The organism is Myceligenerans cantabricum (assembly GCF_054777735.1).
Genome location: NZ_BAAHAJ010000007.1, coordinates 47000 through 69354 on the forward strand (window position 1 = coordinate 47000; position 22355 = coordinate 69354).

Annotated in this window: 16 protein-coding genes; 4 read left to right on the forward strand and 12 right to left on the reverse strand. The window is 70.9% G+C overall.

The window, feature by feature from the left end; genetic code table 11:
• Nucleotides 1–52: 52 nt before the first annotated feature.
• Complete coding sequence (locus tag ACYU96_RS07055) at nt 53–2050, reverse strand: VanW family protein (RefSeq protein WP_460750832.1); 1998 nt, start codon at nt 2048–2050, stop codon at nt 53–55.
• A 1410-nt stretch (nt 2051–3460) separates the two neighbouring features.
• Nucleotides 3461–3925 (reverse strand): hypothetical protein, encoded by a 465-nt coding sequence (locus tag ACYU96_RS07060; RefSeq protein WP_460750834.1) that lies wholly within the window; start codon nt 3923–3925, stop codon nt 3461–3463.
• A gap of 108 nt (nt 3926–4033) precedes the next feature.
• Between ACYU96_RS07060 and ACYU96_RS07065 the strand changes: the two genes are divergently transcribed.
• Nucleotides 4034–4612: an LURP-one-related/scramblase family protein gene (locus ACYU96_RS07065; protein ID WP_460750837.1), complete on the forward strand. Its 579-nt coding sequence runs from the start codon at nt 4034–4036 to the stop codon at nt 4610–4612.
• A 20-nt stretch (nt 4613–4632) separates the two neighbouring features.
• Here ACYU96_RS07065 and ACYU96_RS07070 read toward each other — a convergent pair whose 3' ends face one another.
• The 9 genes from ACYU96_RS07070 to fdxA all read right to left on the reverse strand — a co-directional run bounded on the left by ACYU96_RS07070 (nt 4633) and on the right by fdxA (nt 16642).
• Nucleotides 4633–5733: a PIG-L family deacetylase gene (locus ACYU96_RS07070; protein ID WP_460750840.1), complete on the reverse strand. Its 1101-nt coding sequence runs from the start codon at nt 5731–5733 to the stop codon at nt 4633–4635.
• Between the two features lie 100 nt (nt 5734–5833).
• The gene (gene typA, locus ACYU96_RS07075; RefSeq protein WP_460750843.1) at nt 5834–7780 is read right to left on the reverse strand and encodes a translational GTPase TypA; all 1947 of its coding nucleotides are present in this window, start codon (nt 7778–7780) and stop codon (nt 5834–5836) included.
• A 120-nt stretch (nt 7781–7900) separates the two neighbouring features.
• A complete protein-coding gene (locus ACYU96_RS07080) occupies nt 7901–9646 on the reverse strand; it encodes a dipeptide ABC transporter ATP-binding protein (RefSeq protein ID WP_460750846.1) in 1746 nt (581 codons plus the stop codon).
• Nucleotides 9643–10602, reverse strand: coding sequence for an ABC transporter permease (locus ACYU96_RS07085; RefSeq protein WP_460750848.1), 960 nt, complete (start codon nt 10600–10602; stop codon nt 9643–9645). The genes ACYU96_RS07080 and ACYU96_RS07085 overlap by 4 nt, the downstream gene beginning before the upstream one ends.
• Entirely contained in the window at nt 10595–11521 is a 927-nt protein-coding gene (locus tag ACYU96_RS07090; RefSeq protein ID WP_460750851.1) for an ABC transporter permease, read from the reverse strand. Before ACYU96_RS07090 ends, ACYU96_RS07085 begins: the two co-directional genes overlap by 8 nt.
• 153 nt (nt 11522–11674) lie before the next feature.
• Nucleotides 11675–13132 carry a peptide ABC transporter substrate-binding protein gene (locus ACYU96_RS07095; RefSeq protein WP_460750853.1) on the reverse strand — a complete coding sequence of 486 codons (1458 nt, stop codon included), beginning with the start codon at nt 13130–13132 and terminating at the stop codon, nt 11675–11677.
• Nucleotides 13133–13784: 652 nt separating this feature from the next.
• Nucleotides 13785–15095 carry a citrate synthase gene (locus tag ACYU96_RS07100; RefSeq protein ID WP_460750856.1) on the reverse strand — a complete coding sequence of 437 codons (1311 nt, stop codon included), beginning with the start codon at nt 15093–15095 and terminating at the stop codon, nt 13785–13787.
• Between the two features lie 110 nt (nt 15096–15205).
• Nucleotides 15206–16306, reverse strand: coding sequence for a succinyldiaminopimelate transaminase (dapC, locus tag ACYU96_RS07105; RefSeq protein WP_460750859.1), 1101 nt, complete (start codon nt 16304–16306; stop codon nt 15206–15208).
• 18 nt (nt 16307–16324) lie between these two features.
• Nucleotides 16325–16642, reverse strand: coding sequence for a ferredoxin (gene fdxA / locus ACYU96_RS07110; protein WP_460750862.1), 318 nt, complete (start codon nt 16640–16642; stop codon nt 16325–16327).
• 118 nt (nt 16643–16760) lie between these two features.
• Between fdxA and ACYU96_RS07115 the strand changes: the two genes are divergently transcribed.
• The gene (locus ACYU96_RS07115) at nt 16761–17096 is read left to right on the forward strand and encodes a hypothetical protein (RefSeq protein ID WP_460750865.1); all 336 of its coding nucleotides are present in this window, start codon (nt 16761–16763) and stop codon (nt 17094–17096) included.
• On the opposite strand, the gene ACYU96_RS07120 is transcribed toward ACYU96_RS07115, so the two are convergent.
• The gene (locus ACYU96_RS07120; RefSeq protein ID WP_460750868.1) at nt 17071–17268 is read right to left on the reverse strand and encodes a ferredoxin; all 198 of its coding nucleotides are present in this window, start codon (nt 17266–17268) and stop codon (nt 17071–17073) included. The two genes, ACYU96_RS07115 and ACYU96_RS07120, sit on opposite strands and share 26 nt — an antisense overlap.
• Nucleotides 17269–17408: 140 nt before the next feature.
• On the opposite strand from ACYU96_RS07120, the gene glgP reads away from it, so the two are divergent.
• Nucleotides 17409–19994, forward strand: coding sequence for an alpha-glucan family phosphorylase (gene glgP / locus ACYU96_RS07125; protein ID WP_460750871.1), 2586 nt, complete (start codon nt 17409–17411; stop codon nt 19992–19994).
• Nucleotides 19995–20133: 139 nt separating this feature from the next.
• On the forward strand, nt 20134–22329 hold the full coding sequence (locus ACYU96_RS07130; protein ID WP_460750873.1) for an alpha-1,4-glucan--maltose-1-phosphate maltosyltransferase: 2196 nt from the start codon (nt 20134–20136) through the stop codon (nt 22327–22329).
• Nucleotides 22330–22355: the final 26 nt, after the last annotated feature.

A 22355-nucleotide genomic window follows, 5' to 3' on the forward strand; every position in this document is an offset into this window, starting at 1 on the left:
GGTCCCGAACCTACTGCCCCGAGCAGGCTCCCGCGTCATCTGTCCGTCGCCTTCAGCCGCCGCCCTTGGTGCACTGCACGGGGTTGTCAGGCTTGTAGGTCCAGGTGTATGTCTCGTCCTTGACCAGGTCTCCCTTGAGGAACACCTGGCGGAAGTTCGAGATCGTGAAGCCGCTCTCGCCACCGGGGTACGGCTCGCACGCACTGTCGTTGTTCTTCACCGGGGACGTCTCCACGACGTCCTGGCGCCCGCTGTCGCTGGTCTTCACCTCGTAGTGCTTGGTGCTCCAGATCCGGACGGTGAGGTTGCCGCCGCTGACGAACGACTGCAGGACCGCGCCGTAGGGCGTGTCGTTCATGAAGCGCATGTCGAGCGCGCCGACGTAGATGGTCGCCTCACGGCCGGCCGGGTAGCGCGGGAACCAGAAGCTGTGCTGGCGGTGCTCGACGTCCTCGAACCCGGCGAAGTACCCGGCGTTGTAGCTGGTCGTGGCCATCTGGGAGAGGCCACCCCCCACGCCCTCGACGTGCTCGCCGTTGCTGACGATGCCGGACGCCACGTACCCGTTCGCCTCCGTGATCGGCGAGAGCGCGTTGATCAGGGAGAACGTCTCGCCCGGCTTGACCAGGTCGCCGGTGATCATCTCCGCGCCGCGGATCAGGTTCTTCGTGCGGACGTTGTCCGCGGTCAGCGGCGTCGAGAACTCCGAGACGATCTCCTTGACGCCGAGGCCTTCCAGCGCCTGCTTGGTGTTCTCCGGGTCCTGCTCGTGCAGCTCGATCGAGGCGGTCCGGTCGTTGTTCCGCGAGGCGAAGTTCACCGCCTGGCCGACCTCCTTCGGCTGCAGCGTGGTGCCGGAGCCCCCGCCCTCCACCTGCGGCTTGCCGTTCGCGAACACGAAGTGCGCGTCCTTCGGGATGGTGATGAGGTCCGAGCTCCGCTCGACGATCATCTCCACGAGCCGCTCCCGGTCGAACCGGAGCTGCAGCTTGCCTCCTGCCGGGGTGAAGCTCCCGAGGGCCGACAGGTCGGCCGGGGTGAGCTCCACGTTCTGCCCGGCGACCGCGACCGTCACCGGCGCCGAGACCACCTTCCCCGCCGTCTTCATCGCGGCGTCGACGGCCTCCTGGTTGATCTCCGGGTCGACCTCCCGCGTCGGCAGGGTGAAGGGCGGCTCGGCGCGCAGCCAGTTCTCGGTGATGACGGCCTGCGCCCCGGCGGCGTCCACCCTGGAGCCCCTCTTGGCCGGCGTGGCCTGCGGGGCCCCTTCCTTGAACGCCACCGCACCGTCGGACGCCTTGACGGCCATGGACTCCTCCAGGCCGTCCACGGCGCTGCCGAGCTTCTTCTCGTTGACGGCGAGGACGAGCTCCGCGTCGTCTGCCCCGAAGAAGTGCTGCCACATCCGTGCCGGGCTCAGCGAGTAGCCGGTGAGCTCGTCGACGGTCGCCTCGGCGTCGTAGGCCAGGCCCGCCTTGGCGGGCTTCAGCGTGGACTCGGCCCCTCCTGCGACAAGACCGACCGGCTTCTCGGCACGGGGCGCGAGCGCCTGGTCGAGCGTGGCGACCGCTTCGTCGCGGGACTGGCCGCCGATGTCGACGCCGGCCACCCGCACCCCGTTCGGGACAGCACCCGCCTGCACGCCCGCGATGATCGCGAACAGCGCGACGAGCGCCACGACGCCCAGCCCCACGCCGAGCAGCGTCTTGGGCGTGCGGCGCGACGGGCGGTCGGCCTGCGGCGGGAGCGGGAACTGGCCGATACCACCGGGCGCCCCGGCGCCGCCGGGACCCGCGGGACCACCGGGCGCCGCGGGACCACCGGGACCTGCGGCACCGGGCGCCGCGGCGCTACCGGGCGCGGCGGGACCACCGGGCGCCGTTGCGCTGCCGACCGGCACGCCCGACGACGGGGCGACCGTCCCCGGCCGCCCACCCGCGAGCGGCACCCCGGCGGGCGGCGGCGTCGCGGGACCCTGCGTACGCGTCGCGGCCTGGGGGTGGACGACACGCGCGATCGCGCCCGTCAGCGGCTTCAGCTTCGGGATCATCCCGGTGATCGGCCGCGAGAACGGGAAGTCGCTCCGAGCTTGCGGCGGGGGCGTGGCGCCTTCCGCAGCCGAACCGGCCGCGACACCGCCGGCCGCCACCTCGGGCACGTCGGCCCCCGGAGCGGGCGACGACGCAGCAGGCGACGACGGGGCGGGGGCGAACGGCGACGGGGCGGGCGTGGAAGAACCAGGTGCCGGCGAAGCGGGCGCCGACGAAGCAGGTCCGGACGGACCAGGCGGGGGCTCGGCGGGCGCGGGCGCGGCGGGCGAAGCCGGGCCAGACGCCGGCACGGCAGGCGAAGCCGGGCCAGACGCCGGCGAAGCAGGCGCCGAAGGAGCGGGTGCGGGCGAAGCAGGCGCAGCCGGACCCGACACGGGCGAAGCAGACGCCGAAGGAGCGGGTGCGGACGGACCAGGCGCCGACCGAGCCGGTGCGGGCGAAGCAGGCGCAGCCGGACCCGACACGGGCGAAGCAGACGCCGACGACGGCCTGCCGCGTCCGGCCGATCCGCCGGACGGCGGTATGGCCGCGGGCATCCGCGGTCGTCCGCCCGGCCCCTCGGCCGCCGGGGCGGGCTCACCCGGTGACCGGGTGGGCGCGGACCCGCTCGCCGACGGAGCCTGCGGGGGGCCCGCGGATCCACCGGCCGCCGCCGCCGCGGCTCCGGCAGTAGCGCCCGGCGCTGCAGCAGCGCCGGACGGCGTAGCGCTGCCCGCCCCCTTCGACGACCCCGTCCGCTCGTCAGGCTTGCCCGACGACGCGGGCCGCTCAGAGCTCGCCGCGGGACCGGCCCCGGCACCTGGCGCGGGAGAGCCGGCGGGCGCCGTGGCACCCTTCGACGGGTCCGGGGTCGGCGCGGCCGGGTCGTCGAACGCGAACACGCGCGGTGTGTACGCGGACTCGTCCACGGGGCCTGCCGGCTCGTTCTCCGGGGTCAGCTTGTCGACCACCGACTGGAGCACCGCATGGTCGTCGCCGGGCGGCTCCGCACCGCCCCCGGAAGCACCACCTGGCGACGCAGCGGCAGGAGGCTTTCCCTCGGTACCGGGCGCGGCCCCCGTGGCACCGGGCCGCGCCGAGGCGTCGGATCCAGGTGTCGTGGGCGCGGAGCCCTGTGGAGCCGCATCGGCCCACGCCTCGGCTGCCCCCGGTCTCGCGGGCTGTGCCTTCGCGCCGCCGGGGCCGGGACGAGTCGACGAGAGTCGAGGCTTCGCCGCCTCGTCACCGTTCGGATCGTTCTGACCGGTCGGCTCGGACGGGTGTTCGTTCTCGGTCGGCTGGCCCATTCAGATTGCTCCGTGCAACATTTCACAGCGCGGGCTCTCCGCACCGCAAGACACCGTCGCGCACACGCGTCGTCGTCCCCGAAGCGCATACTACTGGCCGGTTCTGACGCTCCGTGGCGGGATTCACCCGACTCCGAGTGGAGGTTCTGTGCTGGTCACGGGCCCCCCGGGACCCTCGTTCCCGGAGGTGTCCGTGTCCGGTTCCCGGACCGGAACCTCGCGGAACCAGGTGGACGGCAGGAACGCCGTCGCACCCAGGACCGCGACGCCCGCATACGTCCAGACGAGGCCGAGCGTGCCCGCGGGGACGAGCACGTCCCCGCCCGACCCGCGCAGCGACATGAGCTGCACCATGACGACCCAGCCGCCCGCGAACGCGAGGAGAGCCCCGTACCCGGACCATGCCCGGCACATGACCGCCGCCGCCGCGGTGAGCGTGAGCCCCAGCACCATGCCGAGGTACGAGGACTCGTCGCCGTAGCGGTGGACGACGGTCCCGAGCGCGCCGATGACCAGTCCGAGGGCCACCGCGAGCAGCACGCGGACGACCACTGGACCCAGGCGCGGACGGTCCTGATGCTCGTTCATCGCACCATCATCGCGCACTTTCCTGGGTTGTTCCTCGATGATGTGCCAGACTCCGGCGCGAGCGGCGTCGTCCCCCACCTACCGCGACGCCTGGAACGGAAGACAGCCATGAACGCCCAGACCCTTCAGTCGCAGACCACGCTGCACGTCCGGCAGCGGGTGCGACTCATGGTCAACCAGTACGCGGTGCACGCCGCGCAGCCCGACGGCTCGGAGGGCCCGCTCCTCGCGTTCGCCCAGCAGAAGCGGGTGGCGATGCGCGAGCAGGTGACGCTCTACACGGACGACACGAAGTCCGTCCCGGTGCTCGGCTTCAAGGCCCGCCAGGTGATGGACCTCGGCGCCACCTACGACGTCACCGACGCCAGCGGCTCCCCGATCGGGCTGTTCCGGAAGAACTTCGGCAAGTCGTTCCTGCGCAGCACGTGGTACCTGGAGCAGCCCGGGCTCGGGGAAGCGGTCGGCCAGGAACGGAGCATGGGCGTCGCGCTGGTCCGGCGGTTCGCGGAGAGCCTGGACTGGCTCCCCTACCACTTCGACTTCACCATCGACGGGCAGCCCGCGTTCTCCGTCGAGAAGCAGTGGGCGCTGCGCGACAAGTACACGGTGACGATCCACCACCCGGACCTGGACCGGCGCCTCGTCATCGCGATGGCGGTGGGCCTGGACGCCCTCCAGGGCCGCTGACGACGTACCGGGCGGCTCCCCTACCGGGGCCCGGGGTCCCGGGGCCGGCGGCATCCGGAGACCAGGTAGGTCTCGCGCGCCATGATCGGTGCGAGCACGTCGTTGCTCAGGGCGTAGAAGCCGAGGATGCCGGGTCCGGGCGCGTGCGTGGCGTGCTGGACCTGCGTGGCGTGCTGGACCTGCGTGGCGTGCGCGCGCATCGCGGCGAGCACGCGCTCCACGACGGGCGCGACATCGACCTGCACGATCGGCCCTTCCCGGCCGGACCGATCCTCCCCGGCGAACGGTGGCAGGAGCTCACCGGGGCCGGGCAGGTCGTCCTTGGCGAACGGGGGCAGAGGTTCGTCCGGGTCGGGCAGGGCCAGCCCGTGCAGGACGGCGGTAGCGCGCGCCTCGCTGCTCCCGGCGAGCGCCCGCCGGGCAGCCCGGACGTCGTCCGCGGGCGCGACGGCCTGCCACAGCTCGGGGACCTGCACCCCCTCCGCGCTCTCCGCGCTCTCCGCCGCGATGATCTCCATGGCGCGGACGGTGATGTCGTGCGCGCGGACATGGTCCGGATGGCCGTAGCCACCGCCCGGCTCGTAGGTCGCGACGACGGCGGGGCGCAGCGCCAGGATCAGACCCGCCAGCCTCCCGGCCGCCTCGTCGAGCGGCACCCGCGCGAACGCCGTCGGAGGCGAGTCCCCCGCAGGCCCGGCGACACCGGCCCGCACCCACTCCATCCCGGAGTCCTCATACCGCACGCCCCCACCACGGCCCCCTCCGGTAGGCGTCCCGCCACCGCCGGCGTGGTCGGTCCTTTCGTGAGTGATCGGTCGTTCAATCTGCCGATCACTCACCGACGGACCGACCACGGGGGGTGCCTTGTCGAGGAAGACCTGGTTGACGCCCAGGGCCGCGGTGGCGTGGGTGAGCTCCGCCATCCGGTGGGCGGCCAGCGCGGAGGGGTTGGCCTCCAGCGCGGACAGGGGCTGCGACAGCGTGCCCGGGAGCGCGATGACCTCACCACGCTCTCCGCGCGTGCAGGTCACGACCGTGACCGGGCGGCCAGCGGCAGCCCAGGTCGCGAGGAGCGCGCCGGTGGACAGGGTCTCGTCGTCCGGGTGCGCGTGGACGGCCACCAGCCCGCCTTGGGTCCTGGCAGCGGACTCAGCAGCCTGACCGCGACCAGGGCTCGGCGGGCTCTGGTCGCGGTCGGGCTGCTGACGCCGCGTCAACCTGTTACGAGCGCTTGGCGCGAGCCGTGGCCCGGGCTCGTTCCGTCTGGTTGAGGATGACCTTGCGGATGCGGACGTGGTCCGGGGTCACCTCGACGCACTCGTCCTCCTGCGCGAACTCCAGCGACTCCTCCAGCGTGAGCTTGCGCGGCGGGATGAGGTTCTCGAAGCTGTCGGCGGCTGCGGACCGCATGTTCGTCAGCTTCTTCTCCTTGGTGATGTTGACGTCCATGTCCTCGTTGCGAGAGTTCTCGCCGACGATCATGCCCTCGTAGACCTCCTGCGTCGGGTCCACGAAGAACGAACCGCGCTCCTGCAGGTTGATCATGGCGAACGGCGTCACCTTGCCGGCGCGGTCGGCCACGAGAGAACCGGTCGCGCGCGACTCGATGGGGCCGTGCCACGACTCGTAGCCCTCGGCGATCGAGGCGGCGATGCCGGTGCCACGGGTGTCGGTGAGGAAGCGCGTGCGGAAGCCGATGAGGCCGCGCGCCGGGACCATGAACTCCATGCGCACCCAGCCGGTGCCGTGGTTCGTCATCGTCTCCATGCGGCCCTTGCGCGCCGCGAGCAGCTGCGTGACGGAGCCGAGGTACTCCTCGGGGACGTCGATCGTCATGCGCTCCATCGGCTCGTGCCGCTTGCCGTCGATCTCCTTGGTGACGACCTGCGGCTTGCCGACCGTGAGCTCGAAGCCCTCGCGGCGCATCTGCTCGACCAGGATGGCCAGCGCCAGCTCGCCGCGGCCCTGCACCTCCCACGCGTCGGGGCGCTCGGTGGGCAGCACCTTGAGCGAGACGTTGCCGACCAGCTCGGCGTCGAGGCGGTCCTTGACCTGGCGTGCGGTGACCTTGTGGCCCTTGCCGCCCTTGCCGGCCACGGGCGAGGTGTTGATACCGATGGTCATGGAGATCGCCGGGTCGTCGACGGTGATCACCGGGAGCGGGCGCGGGTCGTCGAGATCGGTCAGCGTCTCGCCGATCATGATGTCCGCGATACCGGCGACCGCGACGATGTCACCCGGGCCCGCCTTCTCGGCCGGGACGCGGTCGAGCGCCTTGGTCTCCAGCAGCTCGGTGATCTTCACGGTCTCGATCGTGCCGTCGTGCCGCGCCCAGGCGACCTGCTCGCCCTTGCGCAGCTCGCCGTTGTGGATGCGCAGCAGCGCGAGACGGCCCAGGAACGGCGACGCGTCCAGGTTCGTGACGTGGGCCTGGAGCGGGGTGCCCGCATGGTAGGTGGGCGCCGGGATCTTCTCCAGGATGGTCGCGAACAGCGGCTCGAGGTCCTCGTTCGCGGGCAGGCCGCCGTCGGCCGGCTGCTCCGTGTCCGCACGGCCCGCCTTCGCCGACGCGTAGACGACCGGCACGTCGAGGATCGCGTCCAGGTCGAGGTCCGGTACGTCGTCGGACAGGTCGCCCGCGAGCCCGAGCAGCAGGTCGGTGGTCTCCCCCACGACCTCCTCGATCCGGGAGTCGGGACGGTCCACCTTGTTCACGACGACGATCACCGGCAGCTTCGCCGCCAGCGCCTTGCGCAGCACGAACCGGGTCTGGGGCAGCGGGCCCTCGGAGGCGTCGACGAGCAGGACGACGCCGTCGACCATCGACAGGCCACGCTCCACCTCGCCACCGAAGTCGGCGTGGCCGGGGGTGTCGATCACGTTGATCGTGATGCCACCGGGCTCGCCGGACGCGGCCGCGGCCGGGCCGGCGTACCGGATCGCTGTGTTCTTCGCGAGGATCGTGATGCCCTTCTCACGCTCCAGGTCGCCCGAGTCCATGACCCGGTCGTCGACGTGCTGGTGCGCGGCGAACGCGCCGGCCTGCCTGAGCATGGCGTCGACCAGGGTGGTCTTGCCGTGGTCGACGTGGGCGACGATCGCCACGTTACGCAGGTCGGAGCGGACGGCGAGGGACGTCACGGCGGAGTTGGGCACGGCTGAACTCATTTCCGAAAAAGTTGAGGTGGGGCGCGGACGCTCACCGTCGACGCGCCGGAGGCAAGTCTACCGGCACGACGCCGGGGCGGCGGCTCCCGTGTGGAAGCCGCTGCCCCGGCGGTCGGTGGGTCAGGCCCGGGTCGTCCCGCCGATCTCCAGGCTGGCGCCCGGGATCGCCGCCAGCAGGTCCTTCGTGTAGTCCTGCTGCGGGTCGTCGAACACCTCGTCCGTCGTGGCGTGCTCCACGATGCGGCCGTCCTTCATGACCGCGACGAGGTCGGCGATCTGCCGCACGACGGCGAGGTCGTGGGTGATGAACAGGTACGACAGGCCCAGCTCGCCCTGCAGGTCGCCGAGCAGCTGCAGGATCTGCGCCTGCACCAGCACGTCGAGCGCCGACACGGCCTCGTCCAGGACGATGACCTCCGGGTTCAGCGCGAGCGCACGCGCCACGGCGATGCGCTGACGCTGCCCGCCGGACAGCTCGTTCGGGAAGCGCCGCATGGTCGAGGCCGGGAGGGCCACCATGTCGAGCAGGTCGCGCACGCGCCGCTCGCGCTCCTGCTTGTTCCCCACCTTGTGCAGCCGCAGCGGCTCCTCGATGGAGCTGAACACGGAGAACATGGGGTCCAGCGACCCGTACGGGTTCTGGAACACCGGCTGCACCCGGCGGCGCATCATGAACTGCTCGCGCCCCGTCAGCCTCGCCGTGTCCTTCCCGTCGAACTCCACCGAGCCCGACGTCGGCTCCAGCAGTCCCAGCACCATGTTGGCGGCCGTGGACTTCCCCGAACCGGACTCTCCCACGAGCGCCAGCGTGTGCCCGCGCGGCAGGACGAAGTCGATGCTGTCCACCGCGGTGAAGTCCGTGTGGCTGCCCGGCCGGGACCCGCGGATCTTGAACACCTTGGTGAGGCCCTTGGCGACCACCACGTCCGGCGGGGCCTCGGTGTCGACCGTGACCTCGTGACCGGCGATCTGCTCGTCGGCCCGCTTCCCCGCCTCGTGGGCGGACTGGATGCGGCGCGACGCCAGCGACGGCGCCGAGGCGACCAGCCGCTTCGTGTACTCGTGCTGCGGGTCCTGGAGGATCTGCAGCGCGGGGCCGGACTCGACGATCTTGCCCTTGTACATCACCACGAGGTGCTCGGCGCGCTCGGCGGCCAGCCCCAGGTCGTGCGTGATGAACAGGACCGCCGTGCCGAGCTCGCTGGTGAGCTCCTCGAGGTGGTCGAGGATCTTCTTCTGCACGGTGACGTCGAGGGCCGACGTCGGCTCGTCCGCGATCAGCAGCTTCGGGCGCGACGCGAGGCCGATGGCGATCAGCGCGCGCTGGCGCATGCCGCCCGAGAACTCGTGCGGGTACTGGCGCGCCCGGCGGTCGCCGTCGGGCAGGCCGGCCTCGCCGAGCAGCTCGGTGACACGGGCCGCGCGCTCGGCCTTGGTGCCCTGGAAGCCGTTGGCGACCAGCGCCTCGGAGATCTGCGTGCCGATCTTCCACACGGGGTTGAGGTTCGACATCGGGTCCTGGGGCACCAGGCCGATGTCGCGGCCACGCATGTGCTCGGCCTGCTTGCGGTTCATGCCGACGAGCTCGCGCCCGTCGAACGTGATGGAACCGCCGGTCACCTTGCCGGTACCGGGCAGCAGGTCGATGATTGCGTGGGCGGTGGTGGACTTGCCCGATCCGGACTCGCCCACGATCGCCACGGACTGCCCCGGGTACACGTTCAGGTCGACGCCGCGTACGGCCTCCACCAGTCCGCTACCCGTGGTGAACGAGATCTGCAGGTCCTTGATCTCGAGCAGCGGCGCGGAGTCGTCTCGCTTCTCGACGCCCTCGGGCGTCCTCTCGGTCAGGTTGATCGTCGTCATCGCTTACGAGCCTTCGGGTCGAGGGCGTCGCGCACGACGTCGCCCATCATGATGAAGCCGAGCACGGTGGTGCCGAGCGCCACGGCCGGGTAGAGCAGGATCTCCGGTGCCTGCCGGATGATCGTGCGCCCGTTCGCGAGGTCGCCGCCCCAGGAGACCGTCGACGGAGGCATACCGATACCGAGGAAGGTCAGGGTGGCCTCCGCGACGATGAACGTCCCCAGCGCGACCGTGCCGTAGACGATGATCGGCGCGGCAGCGTTGGGCAGCGCATGCTTCAGGAGGATGCCGAGCCTGCTCATCCCGAGCGACTTGGCCGCCGTCACGAACTCGTTGTTCTTCACGCTGAGGACGGAGCCTCGCGTGATGCGGGCGATCGACGTCCAGCCGAAGCTGGCGATCACGAGCGCCACCGCGAGTGCGTTGCGGTCCGGCAGCAGGCTCAGGATCACGATCGCGGCGAGGAAGAACGGGACCGCGAAGAAGATGTCCGTGAGCCGCGACAGGATCGTGTCGAGCCAGCCGCCGAAGTACCCGGCCAGCGCGCCGATCGAGCCTCCGAGGAGCACCACGAACGAGGTGGCGAGGACACCGACCGTGACCGACGGCCGTGCACCGAAGATCACCCGGGTGTAGATGTCGCACCCGTTCTTGTCGGTGCCGAAGAAGTGCTCGCTGGACGGCGGGAGCAGAGAGTCCGACAGGTGGCACACACGCGGGCCGTGCACGGTGAAGATCCCGGGGAAGATGGCGACGATGATCGCGGCCGCCATGATGGTCAGCGCGATCCAGAACATCGGGCGCCGGCGCATCGCGCGCCACGCGTCCTGCCACATGCTCGACGGCGCCTCACCCTCGGCGATCGCGTCGATCGCGCCCAGCTGGACCTCCTTGGCGGGCGCCACGTACCGTTCCTGTCCCCGTCGCGGGGTCTTTTCGTAGCGGTTCTCAGGCATAACGGATCCTCGGGTCCAGGACCGCATAGAGCAGGTCCACGATCAGGTTGGCGGCGATGTAGACCACCACGAGGATGGTCGTGATCGTGACCACCGTGACGTTCTCACCGCGGATGATCGACTGGAAGAGCGTTCCGCCGACCCCGTTGATGTTGAAGATGCCCTCGGTGACGATCGATCCGGTCATCAGGTTGCCCAGGTCGGCACCGATGAAGGTCACGACGGGGATCAGGGAGTTGCGCAGCACGTGACGTGAGGTCACCTGACCGCGCGACATCCCCTTGGCACGCGCCGTGCGGACATGATCGGCGGTGATCGTCTCCGCCACCGATGTTCGCGTCAGTCGCAGGATGTAGGCGAGCGAGGTTCCGGCCAGCACCATCGCAGGCATCAGCAGGCTCTCGAAATCAGGTTCCCGGCCGGCCGTCACGGGCAGCCAGCCGAGCTGGACCCCGAAGAGGATCTGTGCCACGAAGCCGAGGACAAAGGTCGGCAGCGCGATGAGCAGGAGGCTCCACACCAGCACGGTCGAGTCGAAGATCTTGCCCTTGCGCAGCCCGGCGATCAGCCCGAACCCGATCCCGAACACGGTCTCGATGACGATCGCCATGACCGCCAGCTGGAACGTCACCGGGAAGGCGTTCGCGATCGTGTCCATCACCGGGCGCCCGGTGAAGTCCGGCCCGAGGTCCCAGGTGAAGATCCCCTTGAGGAAGTACAGGTATTGCACGAAGAACGGCTCGTTCAGGTGGAACTGTTCCCGAATGGCATCCTGGACGGCGTCCGGCAGGCCACGCTCACCGCCGAGCGCTGCCACCGGGTCTCCGGGACGCAGGAACACCATCCCGTACACAAGCAGGGTGGCACCGATGAATACAGGGATCACCTGCAACAGCCGGCGACCGATGTACCAGAGCATTGTGGTCTCCTTGTCATTTTCCGCCGCTCATTCTCCAGGACGTCGCCCGGAGCACATGTCGCGGCACAGGGGGAGGCGGGGCACACACTCATGCGTGCCCCGCCTCTCACCTGGGGTGACGTGCGACGTCCGGCGAACCGGACGTGACCACGATCACTCCGCCTTTGTCACCGTGTACAGGATCGGGTCGCTGTCCCAGCCGAACGACACGTTCTCGACCGTGTCCGCGTAGCCGGCGGTGGTGTTGTAGTACCACAGCGGGATACCGGGCATGTCCTGGAACAGGATCTCCTCGGCCTCCTTGTAGAGGACGTTGGCCTCCTCGACGGTCTCGGCGGCGTTGCCCTCCTTGAGCTTGTCGTCGAACGCCTTGGACGAGTAGTCCATGTCGTTCGAACCCGCGCCCGTGCCGTAGATCGGCCCGAGGAAGTTGCTCAGGGCCGGGTAGTCGGCCTGCCAGCCACCGCGGAACAGACCCTTGATCTTGCGGCTGTCCCGGTCGTCGAGGAACTCGTCGAACGTCGGGTAGGCGTCGAACTCGCACTCGATGCCCAGGGCCTCGCGGATCGTGTTGCACGCCGGGTCGATCCACGACTGGTGGTCGGAGTCGGCGTTGGAGGCGATGAAGAGCGTGAAGTCGTCACCGACCGGGTCCATGCTCTCGGCCTCGTCCCACAGCTTCTTGGCCTCGTCCGGGTCGTACTCGACGACCTCGTTGCCCGGGACGTCGTCGCTCCAGCCGTCGATGACGGGGTTGGTGAAGTCCTTGGCCGGCGTACGAGCGCCGTTGTACACCGTCTCGGTGATGCCCTCACGGTCGATCGCCATCGAGATGGCCATACGACGCTTCAGGCCCGCTTCGCCCTCGAAGTCCTTGACGTACTCGGGGACGTTGATGACCTGCGTGACGGCCGCGGGCTGGTTCACCGCACGGTCACCCAGCTCGTCCTCGAACGTTGCGAACGCCGACGCCGGGACGTTCTTGATGATGTCCAGGTTGCCCCCGAGGAGGTCGTTGTACTGCGAGTCCTCGTCGGTGTAGATCACGAAGTCGACGCCGCTGTTCTGCACCTCGCGGCCGCCGATGTACTCCTCGTTCGGCACGACCGACACGACGGTGTCGTGGTCCCACTCCTCGAGCATGTACACGCCGTTGCCGACCGGCGACTCGCCGAACGCCTCCGGGTCGTCGAAGAAGACCTCGGGCAGCGGGAAGAACGCCGCGTAGCCCAGGCGGATCGGGAAGTCCGACTCGGCCTGCTTCAGGTGCACCGTGAACTCGGTGTCGCTGACGACCTCGATGCCACCCTCGTCGATGATCGAGGTGTTCTCGTCGTAGGAGAAGCCGACGATCGGCTCGTAGAAGTACGAGAGGTTGGTCGCGTTGTCGAGCTGTGCGCCCCAGTCCCACGCCTTCGCGAAGCTCTCGGCGGTGACAGGCGTGCCGTCGCTGAAGGTCCAACCGTCCTGGATGGTGATGTCCCAGGTCACGTTGTCCTCGGACTCGATGGACTCGGCGACCTCATTCTGCACCGCACCGTTCTCGTCGTAGTAGACGAGGCCGGCGAACAGGTTGGTGACGATGATGCCGCCACCGGTCTCATTCGTCATGGCCGGAATGAGCGGGTTCTGGGGCTCGGTGTTGCCGACGGTGATGGGCGCACCAGCGTCGCTGGATTCCCCGTCATCGCCGGTACCGCTGCCGCACGCAGACAGGACCAGGGAGCCTGCGAGCAGAGCCGCCCCCACTCCCATGAGTCGCTTACGAGGTGTCACGTGTCCTCCTGGATCGTTGGTCACGCCGCTTCGCGGATCGCTGTCGGCGCTTCGTCGGACGCGACCTTGCGCCCGGTTGTGGGGCGACACATTACCTGCCTCGGGTAGTGCGTCGAGAGCACCTCAACCGAACGTGCCTGCAGTCGTGATCATTTCGGTATGCCTTCGTAACACCATGTAACACGGCTCGTCAGGGTTTCTCCTGCCCAACGGCGGGCCGTCACCGGACCGTGACCGGAACACCCGGAAAGCGCGGCGGCAACCCGCCATGAGCCCTGGCGGCTACCCGCCATCTGAAATTCGCCCGTCGTGCGGCTCCACCACCCGGTCCACCCGTCCCATGAGGACCGGATCGCGCGTGGAGACGACGGCGGCCACGCCGCGGGGCCAGCCAGCCGAGACAGCGGCCCGTCCGGCACAGCAGAACGGCCGAGGCAGCGACTCCCGCGGGGGAGCCCCTACCTCAGCCGTGACGCGACCGGATCGGTCAGCGTTGCGTGACGGGGACGAAGCGCCGTTCGGTCGCGCCCGTGTAGACCTGGCGGGGGCGCCCGATCTTCGTGGACGGGTCCCCGACCATCTCGCGCCACTGCGCGATCCAGCCCGGCATGCGGCCCAGCGCGAACAGCGGCGTGAACATCGCCGGCTCGAAGCCCATCGCCTTGTAGATGAGGCCCGTGTAGAAGTCGACGTTCGGGTAGAGCCGGCGCTCCACGAAGTAGTCGTCGTTGAGCGCGATCTGCTCCAGGCCCAGCGCGATCTCCAGCAGCTCGTCCTTGGCGCCGAGCTTCTCGAGCACCTCGTCCGCGGACTTCTTCACGATGGCCGCGCGCGGGTCGTAGGACTTGTACACCCGGTGGCCGAAGCCCATCAGGCGGACGCCGTCCTCCTTGTTCTTGACCTTGTTCATGAAGGTCTCGACGGTGTCGCTGCCGGAGCGGATCTTCTCCAGCATCACGAGCACGGCCTCGTTGGCGCCGCCGTGCGCGGGGCCGGAGAGCGCGTTGACGCCGGAGGCCACGGACGCGAACAGCGTCGCGTTCGATGAACCCACCACGCGGACCGTCGACGTCGAGCAGTTCTGCTCGTGGTCGGCGTGCAGGATGAACAGCTTCTCCAGCGCGTCGACGATGACGGGCTCGGCGGCGTACTCGCCGCCCGCGGACCCGAACGTCCGGCGCAGGAAGTCGGCCACGTAGCCGTTGGACGCGTCCGGCGCGACCAGGGCCTGGCCGGTGCGACGCCGGTGCAGCGCCGAGGTGATCGTGCTGGTCTTGGCGAGCAGCATCGCGGTGGCGGCGTCGACCTGCTCCTCGTCGCGCGGGTCGAGCACCTCGGGGTACCAGGCGGCGAGCGCGTTGACGGCGGCGGCCAGCGTCGCCATCGGGTGCCCCGTGGCCGGGAGCGCCTCGAGGAACGCGGCGAAGCCCTCGGGCAGGGCGGCGTTCTCGGCGACCCGGGCCTCGAACGCCTTCAGCGTGGCGGTGCCGGGCAGCTCGCCGTCGATGAGCAGGGCGGCGACCTCGAGGAAGGACGCGCCCTCGGCGACCTGCTCGATCGGGTACCCGCGGTAGCGCAGGATTCCCTCGTCACCGTCGATGTACGTGATGGCCGACTCGCACGACGCCGTGTTGGTGAACCCGGGATCGAGAGTGACCAGACCGGTGTCCTTGAGCAAGGTGTTCACCTTGAAACCGCTGGCACCTTCGCTGGCGCCGACGACGGACAGAGGTCGTGCAGTGCCGTCGACGACGAGTTCGACGGTGGACTTGGCGTTCGCCGGCGTGGTGGACGTCATGACTTCCTTCCTTGAAGCACGCGGTGCGCTGGCCCGACGGGGGTACTGGGGCAGCGTCGACCTGGAGCAAAACCGTACCGTGTCAAGGCTTTGTGATTCCAACCGATCGGTCAAGAATTTGTGATCCGGAACACAGCGTCACCGATCTGCGCGTCCGTCGCCGTGAGCGCGACCCGCACGTACCCCTCACCACCGGGACCGTAGAGTCCACCGGGCGCCACCAAGATCCCGCGCTCCGCGAACCACTCGGCCCCGGCCCGCACCCAGAGGTAAAGACCTGCTTCGGAGTGGTCCACCCGCAGCCCCGCAGCGGACAGTGCTTCCGCCAGCGAGCGCCGCCGGGCCGCGTAGACGTTCCGCTGGGCGGCGACGTGGGCGTCGTCGCCCAGCGCCGCGACCATCGCGGCCTGCACCGGAGCCGGCACGATCAGCCCCAGGTGCTTGCGCCGGCCCAGCAGGTCCGCGACCAGCGCCGCGTCGCCGGCGAGGAACGCCGCCCGGTACCCGGCAAGGTTCGACTGCTTCGACAGGGAGTAGGCGGCAAGGAGCCCGTCGTGGGAATCGTCACAGACCCGCGGGTCGAGGACGCTCGGCACCCCGTCGCTCGCCCACGGGTCGTCCCACGCCAGCTCCGCGTAGCACTCGTCGGAGACGACGACGGCCCCGGCCTGCCGGGCCGCCGACACCACGCGCCGCAGCCCGTCCACGCCGAGCACCCGCCCGTGCGGGTTGCCGGGGCTGTTCACCCAGACCAGGCGGACGTCGTCGCGCCCGGCCCACTCGTCGACGTCGTCCGTGGCGAGCGCCGTCGCCCCGGCCGCGGTGACACCGGCGGCATACGTGGGGTAGGCGACCTCGGGGTGCACGACGACGTCGCCCGGCCCGATCCCGAGCAGGGACGGCAGCAGCGCGACGAGCTCCTTGGAGCCGACCGTCGGCAGCACCTGGTCCGGCGTGAGGCCCCCGACACCACGACGCCGCGCGAACCACGCGGCCACGGCGGCACGCAGCTCGGGCGTGCCCGCCGTGAGCGGGTACCCGGGAGCGTCCGAGGCGGCCGCGAGCGCCTCGCGGACCAGTTCCGGCGTCGGGTCGACGGGCGTGCCCATCGACAGGTCGACCATTCCGCCGGGATGCTCGCGCGCGGTCGCGGTGAGCCCCGCGAGCGTGTCCCAGGGAAAGACGGTCCGGGAGAGGTCGGCGAGGCCCATGCGACGCGCGGGGAGCCGTCAGGCCTGGGGCGGCAGGGCGGCGATCATCGGGTCGTCCTTCTCGATGAGGCCCATCTTCGCGGCGCCGCCCGGCGAGCCGATGTCGTCGAAGTACTCGACGTTCGCCCGGTAGTAGTCCTTCCACTCCTCGGGGACGTCGTCCTCGTAGTAGATGGCCTCGACCGGGCAGACCGGCTCGCAGGCGCCGCAGTCGACGCACTCGTCCGGGTGGATGTACAGGGAGCGGCTGCCCTCGTAGATGCAGTCCACGGGACACTCCTCGATGCACGCCTTGTCCTTGACGTCGACGCACGGCTGAGCGATCACGTAGGTCACTGCGGGAGCCTTCCTCGGGATGTTGCAGGTCTGCGTGGGTACGCGCTGCTGAGCCTAGTATTCCAGGAGCGGCGCCCACGTCGCGTCCACCGTCTCACTCCTCGGCGAAGGCATCTGCGTGAACTCCGACACACCCGCCGGCCCGCCCGACGCTCCGCGCTGGGTGCGGATCGCCCCCGGGACGCGCGTCGTCGTGCGGCGCCGGCTCGACGCGGCCGAGGCCGCCGCCGCGCGCACCGAGCGTCGCGGCGCCGTCTGGACGGACGTCGTCGGCTTCGTGCTGTCGGTGTCCGGCGACGGCGTGCGCGTGCGCACGGACCCGCGCCCCGGGCGCGGCACGCCGGAGGAGACCTGGATCGCGGCGCACCTGGTCGAGTCGGTCAAGCCGGTCCCGCCGCGGCCGGACCGCCGGAGCGTCGGCGGCCGGCTCAGGCGTTTCGGTCCATCCAGATGACGCCCGTCGGGCACATGCTGACGGCCTCTTCCACCACGCCCGCGTACTCGTCGCCCGGACGCTCGTCGAGGAGCACGACGATGCCGTCGCTGTCCTGGTCGAACACCTCGGGCGCGACCAGCACGCACTGTCCGGCACCGCAGCACGCGTCGCGGTCGACGTTGATCTTCATGCCGTCACCTCACCACGTCGCCGGGAGCGATTCAAACCCGCTGACCAGCGGGCCCGGTCTGCGGGCGACCGCGTCGGGCGTGACGAGCCGATCGGCGGCATCGGGTGTGTCGCGGTGCACAAGTGCGTAGGGTTCGTCGCGTGAGAGCGATCCGCCGTTTTACGGTCCGTACCGTCCTTCCGGAGCCCCTCGCGGCACTCGACGAACTGTCCCACAACCTGCGCTGGTCCTGGCACGCCCCGACGCGCGAGCTCTTCGCCGCGGTCGACCCCGAGCTCTGGGCGGACGTGAAGGGCGACCCCGTCGCCTTCCTCGCGGCCCTCGGCTCCGAGCGCCTCGACGCCCTCGCGGCGGACGAGGGCTTCGTGGGCCGCACCCGCACCGCCGCCGACGAGCTGCACCACTACCTGCACGACCCGCGCTGGTACCAGCAGCAGAGATCCTCCTCCGGCGCGGAGCTCCCGCGGAGCATCGCGTACTTCTCCCCCGAGTTCGGCATCACGTCGGTGCTGCCGCAGTACTCGGGCGGCCTGGGCATCCTGGCCGGGGACCACCTGAAGTCGGCGTCGGACCTCGGCGTGCCGATCGTCGGCGTCGGCCTGCTGTACGGCGCGGGCTACTTCAAGCAGTCGCTCACCCGGGACGGCTGGCAGCTCGAGACGTACCCGCTGCTCGACCCGGACGGCCTGCCGCTGACGGTCCTGCGCGAGGAGGACGGCACGCCCGCCAAGGTCTCGCTCGGCCTGCCGGGCGGGCGCCGGCTGCACGCCCACATCTGGGTGGCCGCGGTCGGCCGCGTCCCGCTGCTGCTCCTCGACTCGAACGTGCCGGAGAACGACGACGCGGCCCGGACGGTCACCGACCGGCTGTACGGCGGCGGCGGTGAGCACCGGCTGCAGCAGGAGCTGCTGCTCGGCGTCGGCGGCGTGCGGGCGCTGCGCGTCTGGTCGCGGCTGACGGGTGCCCCGGACCCGGAGGTCTATCACACCAACGAGGGCCACGCCGGATTCCTCGGCGTGGAGCGGATGCGGGAGCTGATCGCCCAGGGCCTCGGCGTCGACGACGCCCTCGAGGCCGTCCGCGCCGCGACCGCCTTCACCACGCACACCCCCGTCCCCGCCGGGATCGACCGGTTCGGCAAGGACCTGGTCGAGGTCTACTTCGGCGGGGACAACCAGATGGACGGCGTCCCCGTGGACCGCGTCCTCGCGCTCGGGGCGGAGGACTACGAGGGTGGCGACCCGACGGTCTTCAACATGGCCGTCATGGGCCTGCGGCTCGGCGGGCGGGCGAACGGCGTCTCGCTCCTGCACGGCCAGGTCTCCCGCGAGATGTTCGAAGGGCTGTGGCCCGGCTTCGACGCCCGGGAGATCCCGATCACGTCCGTCACGAACGGGGTGCACTCGCCCACGTGGGTCGCGCCGCAGTTCGCGCGGCTCGAGGCGGAGCGCCTCGGCCTCGACGAGCGCGGCGCCGCCGAGGCGGCGAGCGGCTGGCTCGACCCGGGCAAGGTGTCCGACGGCGACCTCTGGGCCGCACGCACCGAGATGCGCGGCGAGCTCGTGGCGGAGGTCCGGCGGCGGGTGCGCAAGTCGTGGCGCGAGCGCGGGGCGTCGCCCGCCGAGCTCGGCTGGGTCGACGACGTGTTCTCCCCCGACGTCCTGACGATCGGGTTCGCGCGCCGCGTGCCGACCTACAAGCGGCTCACGCTGATGCTGCGCGACCCCGCACGGCTGCGGGCGCTGCTGCTGCACCCGGAGCGTCCCGTCCAGCTCGTGGTGGCGGGCAAGTCGCACCCGGCCGACGAGCAGGGCAAGCGGCTCATCCAGCAGCTCGTGCGGTTCGCGGACGACGCGGCGGTGCGGCACCGCATCGTGTTCCTCCCGAACTACGACATCGCCATGGCGCAGGCGCTGTACCCGGGCTGCGACGTCTGGCTCAACAACCCGCTGCGGCCCCTGGAGGCGTCCGGCACGTCCGGCATGAAGTCGGCGCTGAACGGCGGACTCAACCTGTCCATCGAGGACGGCTGGTGGGCCGAGTGGTACGACGGCGAGAACGGCTGGGCGATCCCGACGGCCGACGGCGTGGACGACGCCGACCGCCGCGACGACCTCGAGGCCGCCGCGCTGTACGACCTCGTCGAGAACCAGGTGGCGCCCCTGTACTACGACCGGGACGGCGACGGCGTACCGGGGCGCTGGCTGGAGATGGTGCGCCACACGCTCGCCACGCTCGGGCCGAAGGTCCAGGCCACACGCATGGTCGGCGAGTACGTGCACGGGCTGTACGCCCCCGCCGCGGAGTCCGGGCGGCGGCTCGCTGCCGACGGGTTCAGCGCGGCGCGCGACCTCGCCGGCTGGAAGACGCGCGTGCGCCAGGGCTGGCCGCAGGTACGGGTCGATCACGTCGAGTCCGCCGGCATCGCCGACGCCGCGCAGGTGGGCGACCGGCTCTCGGTACGGGCCTACGTCTCGCTGGGCACGCTCACCCCCGACGACGTCGAGGTGCAGATCGTGCACGGGCGGGTCTCCGAGGCTGACCTCATCGAAGACTTCGAGGCGGACCCGCTGGCCCTCACCGAGTCCTACGAGGCCGGCCGGCACGCGTTCGCCGGCGACGTGGCTCTCGATGCCTCGGGCCCCTTCGGCTACACGATCCGCGTCGTCCCCCGCCACCCGAGCCAGGCCAGCGTCGCGGACCTGGGCCTGGTGGTCAACGCGTAGCCCGGCCGGGCAGGGTGTGCGCCGCTCGTGGCGGCTCGGCGCCGCCCTGCCCGCGGGTGATGGACAGCCCGTGAACCTTGCGCAAACCGTTGGCGCGCCCCCCGTGCGCCGAGCAAGCCGAGGTGGATAGCGTGGCCACGTGAGCAGCGCGCGCAACTCGGCAGGCTCCGTCCGCCCGAGCACCGGCGGCATCGGCCGCATCCCCGTCATCCAGGTCTCCCCGGTCATCGAGGGCGGGCGCTGGCCCGCCAAGGCCGCCGTCGGCGAGGTGGTCCCGATCGAGGCCACCGTGTTCCGCGAGGGGCACGACGCCGTCGCCGCCACGGCCGTGCTGGTCGGGCCCGACGGCAGAGATCGTGCGTGGGCGCCCATGACCGACGTCGCCCCGGGGCTGGACCGCCTCCGCGGGTTCCTGCAGCCCGACGCCGCCGGCGAGTGGACCTTCCGCGTCGAGGCGTGGAGCGACCCGTACGCCAGCTGGACCCACGACGCCACGATCAAGATCGCCGCCGGGATCGACGTCGATCTCATGCTCGCCGAGGGCGCCCGCGTCTTCCGCCGGATCCTGCGCCCGGCCCGGCGCGACGCGCTGATCGCGCCGGACCGCTCCGCGGCCGACGCGAAGCTGCTCGCCGAGACCCTCATGGCCCTGGAGGACGACTCGCGCCCGGCCGTCGTCCGGCTGGCCGCCGCGACGTCGCCCGAGGTGCGCGACGCCATGGCACGCGCGCCGCACCGGGAGCTCGTGACGGCGTCGGAGGCCTACCCGCTGCGGGTCGCGCGCCCGCTCGCCCTGGCGGGGGCCTGGTACGAGATGTTCCCTCGCTCGGAGGGCGCCCACCGCGAGCCGGACGGCACGTGGGTCTCGGGGACGTTCGCCACGGCCGCGAAGCGCCTGCCCGCGATCGCCGCCATGGGGTTCGACGTCGTCTACCTGACCCCTGTCTCCCCGATCGGCACCACGTTCCGCAAGGGCCGCAACAACACGCTCGAGGCCGCACCCGGCGACCCGGGCAGCCCGTACGCCATCGGCTCGCCCGACGGCGGCCACGACGCGATCCACCACGACCTGGGCACGGAGCAGGACTTCCGCGACTTCGTCGCCTCCGCGCGCACGTCCGGCCTGGAGGTCGCCCTCGACATCGCCCTCCAGTGCTCCCCGGACCACCCGTGGGTCACGGAGCACCCCGAGTGGTTCGTGGTGCGGGCGGACGGATCGATCGCGTACGCCGAGAACCCGCCGAAGAAGTACCAGGACATCTACCCCCTCAGCTTCGACACGGACCCGGACGGGCTGTGCGCCGCGGTGCTCGACGTGATCCGCACCTGGATCGACCGCGGCGTGACCCTGTTCCGCGTCGACAACCCGCACACGAAGCCGCTGGACTTCTGGGAGTGGCTGCTCGCCGAGGTGCACGCCACGAACCCCGAGGTCGTCTTCCTCTCCGAGGCGTTCACCAAGCCGGCCATGATGCAGACGCTGGCGAAGATCGGGTTCCACCAGTCGTACACGTACTTCACCTGGCGCAACACCAAGGAGGAGCTGGAGGAGTACCTCGCCGAGGTCTCCGGACCGCTCGGGTCGGTGATGCGGCCGAGCTTCTGGCCCACCACGCACGACATCCTCACGCCGTACGTGCAGCACGGCGGGGTGGCCGGGCACGCGGTGCGCGCCGTGCTGGCCGCCACCGGTGCGCCGTCGTGGGGGATGTACTCCGGCTACGAGCTCGTGGAGAACACCCCGCGCCCCGGCGTCGAGGAGCACATCGACAACGAGAAGTACGAGTACCGGCCGCGCGACTGGGAGCGGGTCGACGAGTTCGGGATCGCCGCGCTCGTCACCCGTCTCAACGAGATCCGCCGGGAGCACCCCGCGCTGCGTCAGCTCCGGAACCTGACCGTTCATCCTACGACGAACGGCCAGGTAGTGGCCTTCTCACGGCGAGTCAGCGCAGAATTCCTCCCCGGCCTGCGAAACGGTTCGAAGACCAGCACCATGTACCCAGGGGGCAGCGCGGAAGCACGGTCCGGTACCGATGTGGGTGCCGTACCCGTGGCCGCCCCCGCACACGACGACGTGATCGTGGTCGTGGTGAATCTTGATCCCTGGAACTCTCAGGAGTCGCTGGTGCACCTGGACCTGGAAGCCCTCGGCCTCACACCGCCGGCGGGCGAGATCGAAGCCCCGTTCTACGTGGCGCACGACCTGCTCTCGAACGAGACGTACGGCTGGGGCGCGACGCCCTACGTGCGTCTCGACCCGGCCCACCGCGTCGCGCACGTGCTGCACGTGACGCCGGCGGGCAGGCACGGCGGCACCGGAGGAGTCTCATGACCACATTCGGCCCGGGCGGTCCGGCC

What these genes read in the sequence shown, in the direction of transcription:
- ACYU96_RS07080 (WP_460750846.1), bottom strand. Translation starts at nt 9,646, where the DNA reads ATGACGACGATCAACCTGACCGAGAGGACGCCCGAGGGCGTCGAGAAG.
- ACYU96_RS07120 (WP_460750868.1), bottom strand. Translation starts at nt 17,268, where the DNA reads ATGAAGATCAACGTCGACCGCGACGCGTGCTGCGGTGCCGGACAGTGC.
- ACYU96_RS07095 (WP_460750853.1), bottom strand. Translation starts at nt 13,132, where the DNA reads ATGACGAATGAGACCGGTGGCGGCATCATCGTCACCAACCTGTTCGCC.
- ACYU96_RS07090 (WP_460750851.1), bottom strand. Translation starts at nt 11,521, where the DNA reads ATGCTCTGGTACATCGGTCGCCGGCTGTTGCAGGTGATCCCTGTATTC.
- ACYU96_RS07065 (WP_460750837.1), top strand. Translation starts at nt 4,034, where the DNA reads ATGAACGCCCAGACCCTTCAGTCGCAGACCACGCTGCACGTCCGGCAG.
- dapC (WP_460750859.1), bottom strand. Translation starts at nt 16,306, where the DNA reads ATGGGCCTCGCCGACCTCTCCCGGACCGTCTTTCCCTGGGACACGCTC.
- ACYU96_RS07060 (WP_460750834.1), bottom strand. Translation starts at nt 3,925, where the DNA reads ATGAACGAGCATCAGGACCGTCCGCGCCTGGGTCCAGTGGTCGTCCGC.
- ACYU96_RS07100 (WP_460750856.1), bottom strand. Translation starts at nt 15,095, where the DNA reads ATGACGTCCACCACGCCGGCGAACGCCAAGTCCACCGTCGAACTCGTC.
- ACYU96_RS07055 (WP_460750832.1), bottom strand. Translation starts at nt 2,050, where the DNA reads ATGATCCCGAAGCTGAAGCCGCTGACGGGCGCGATCGCGCGTGTCGTC.
- ACYU96_RS07085 (WP_460750848.1), bottom strand. Translation starts at nt 10,602, where the DNA reads ATGCCTGAGAACCGCTACGAAAAGACCCCGCGACGGGGACAGGAACGG.
- typA (WP_460750843.1), bottom strand. Translation starts at nt 7,780, where the DNA reads ATGAGTTCAGCCGTGCCCAACTCCGCCGTGACGTCCCTCGCCGTCCGC.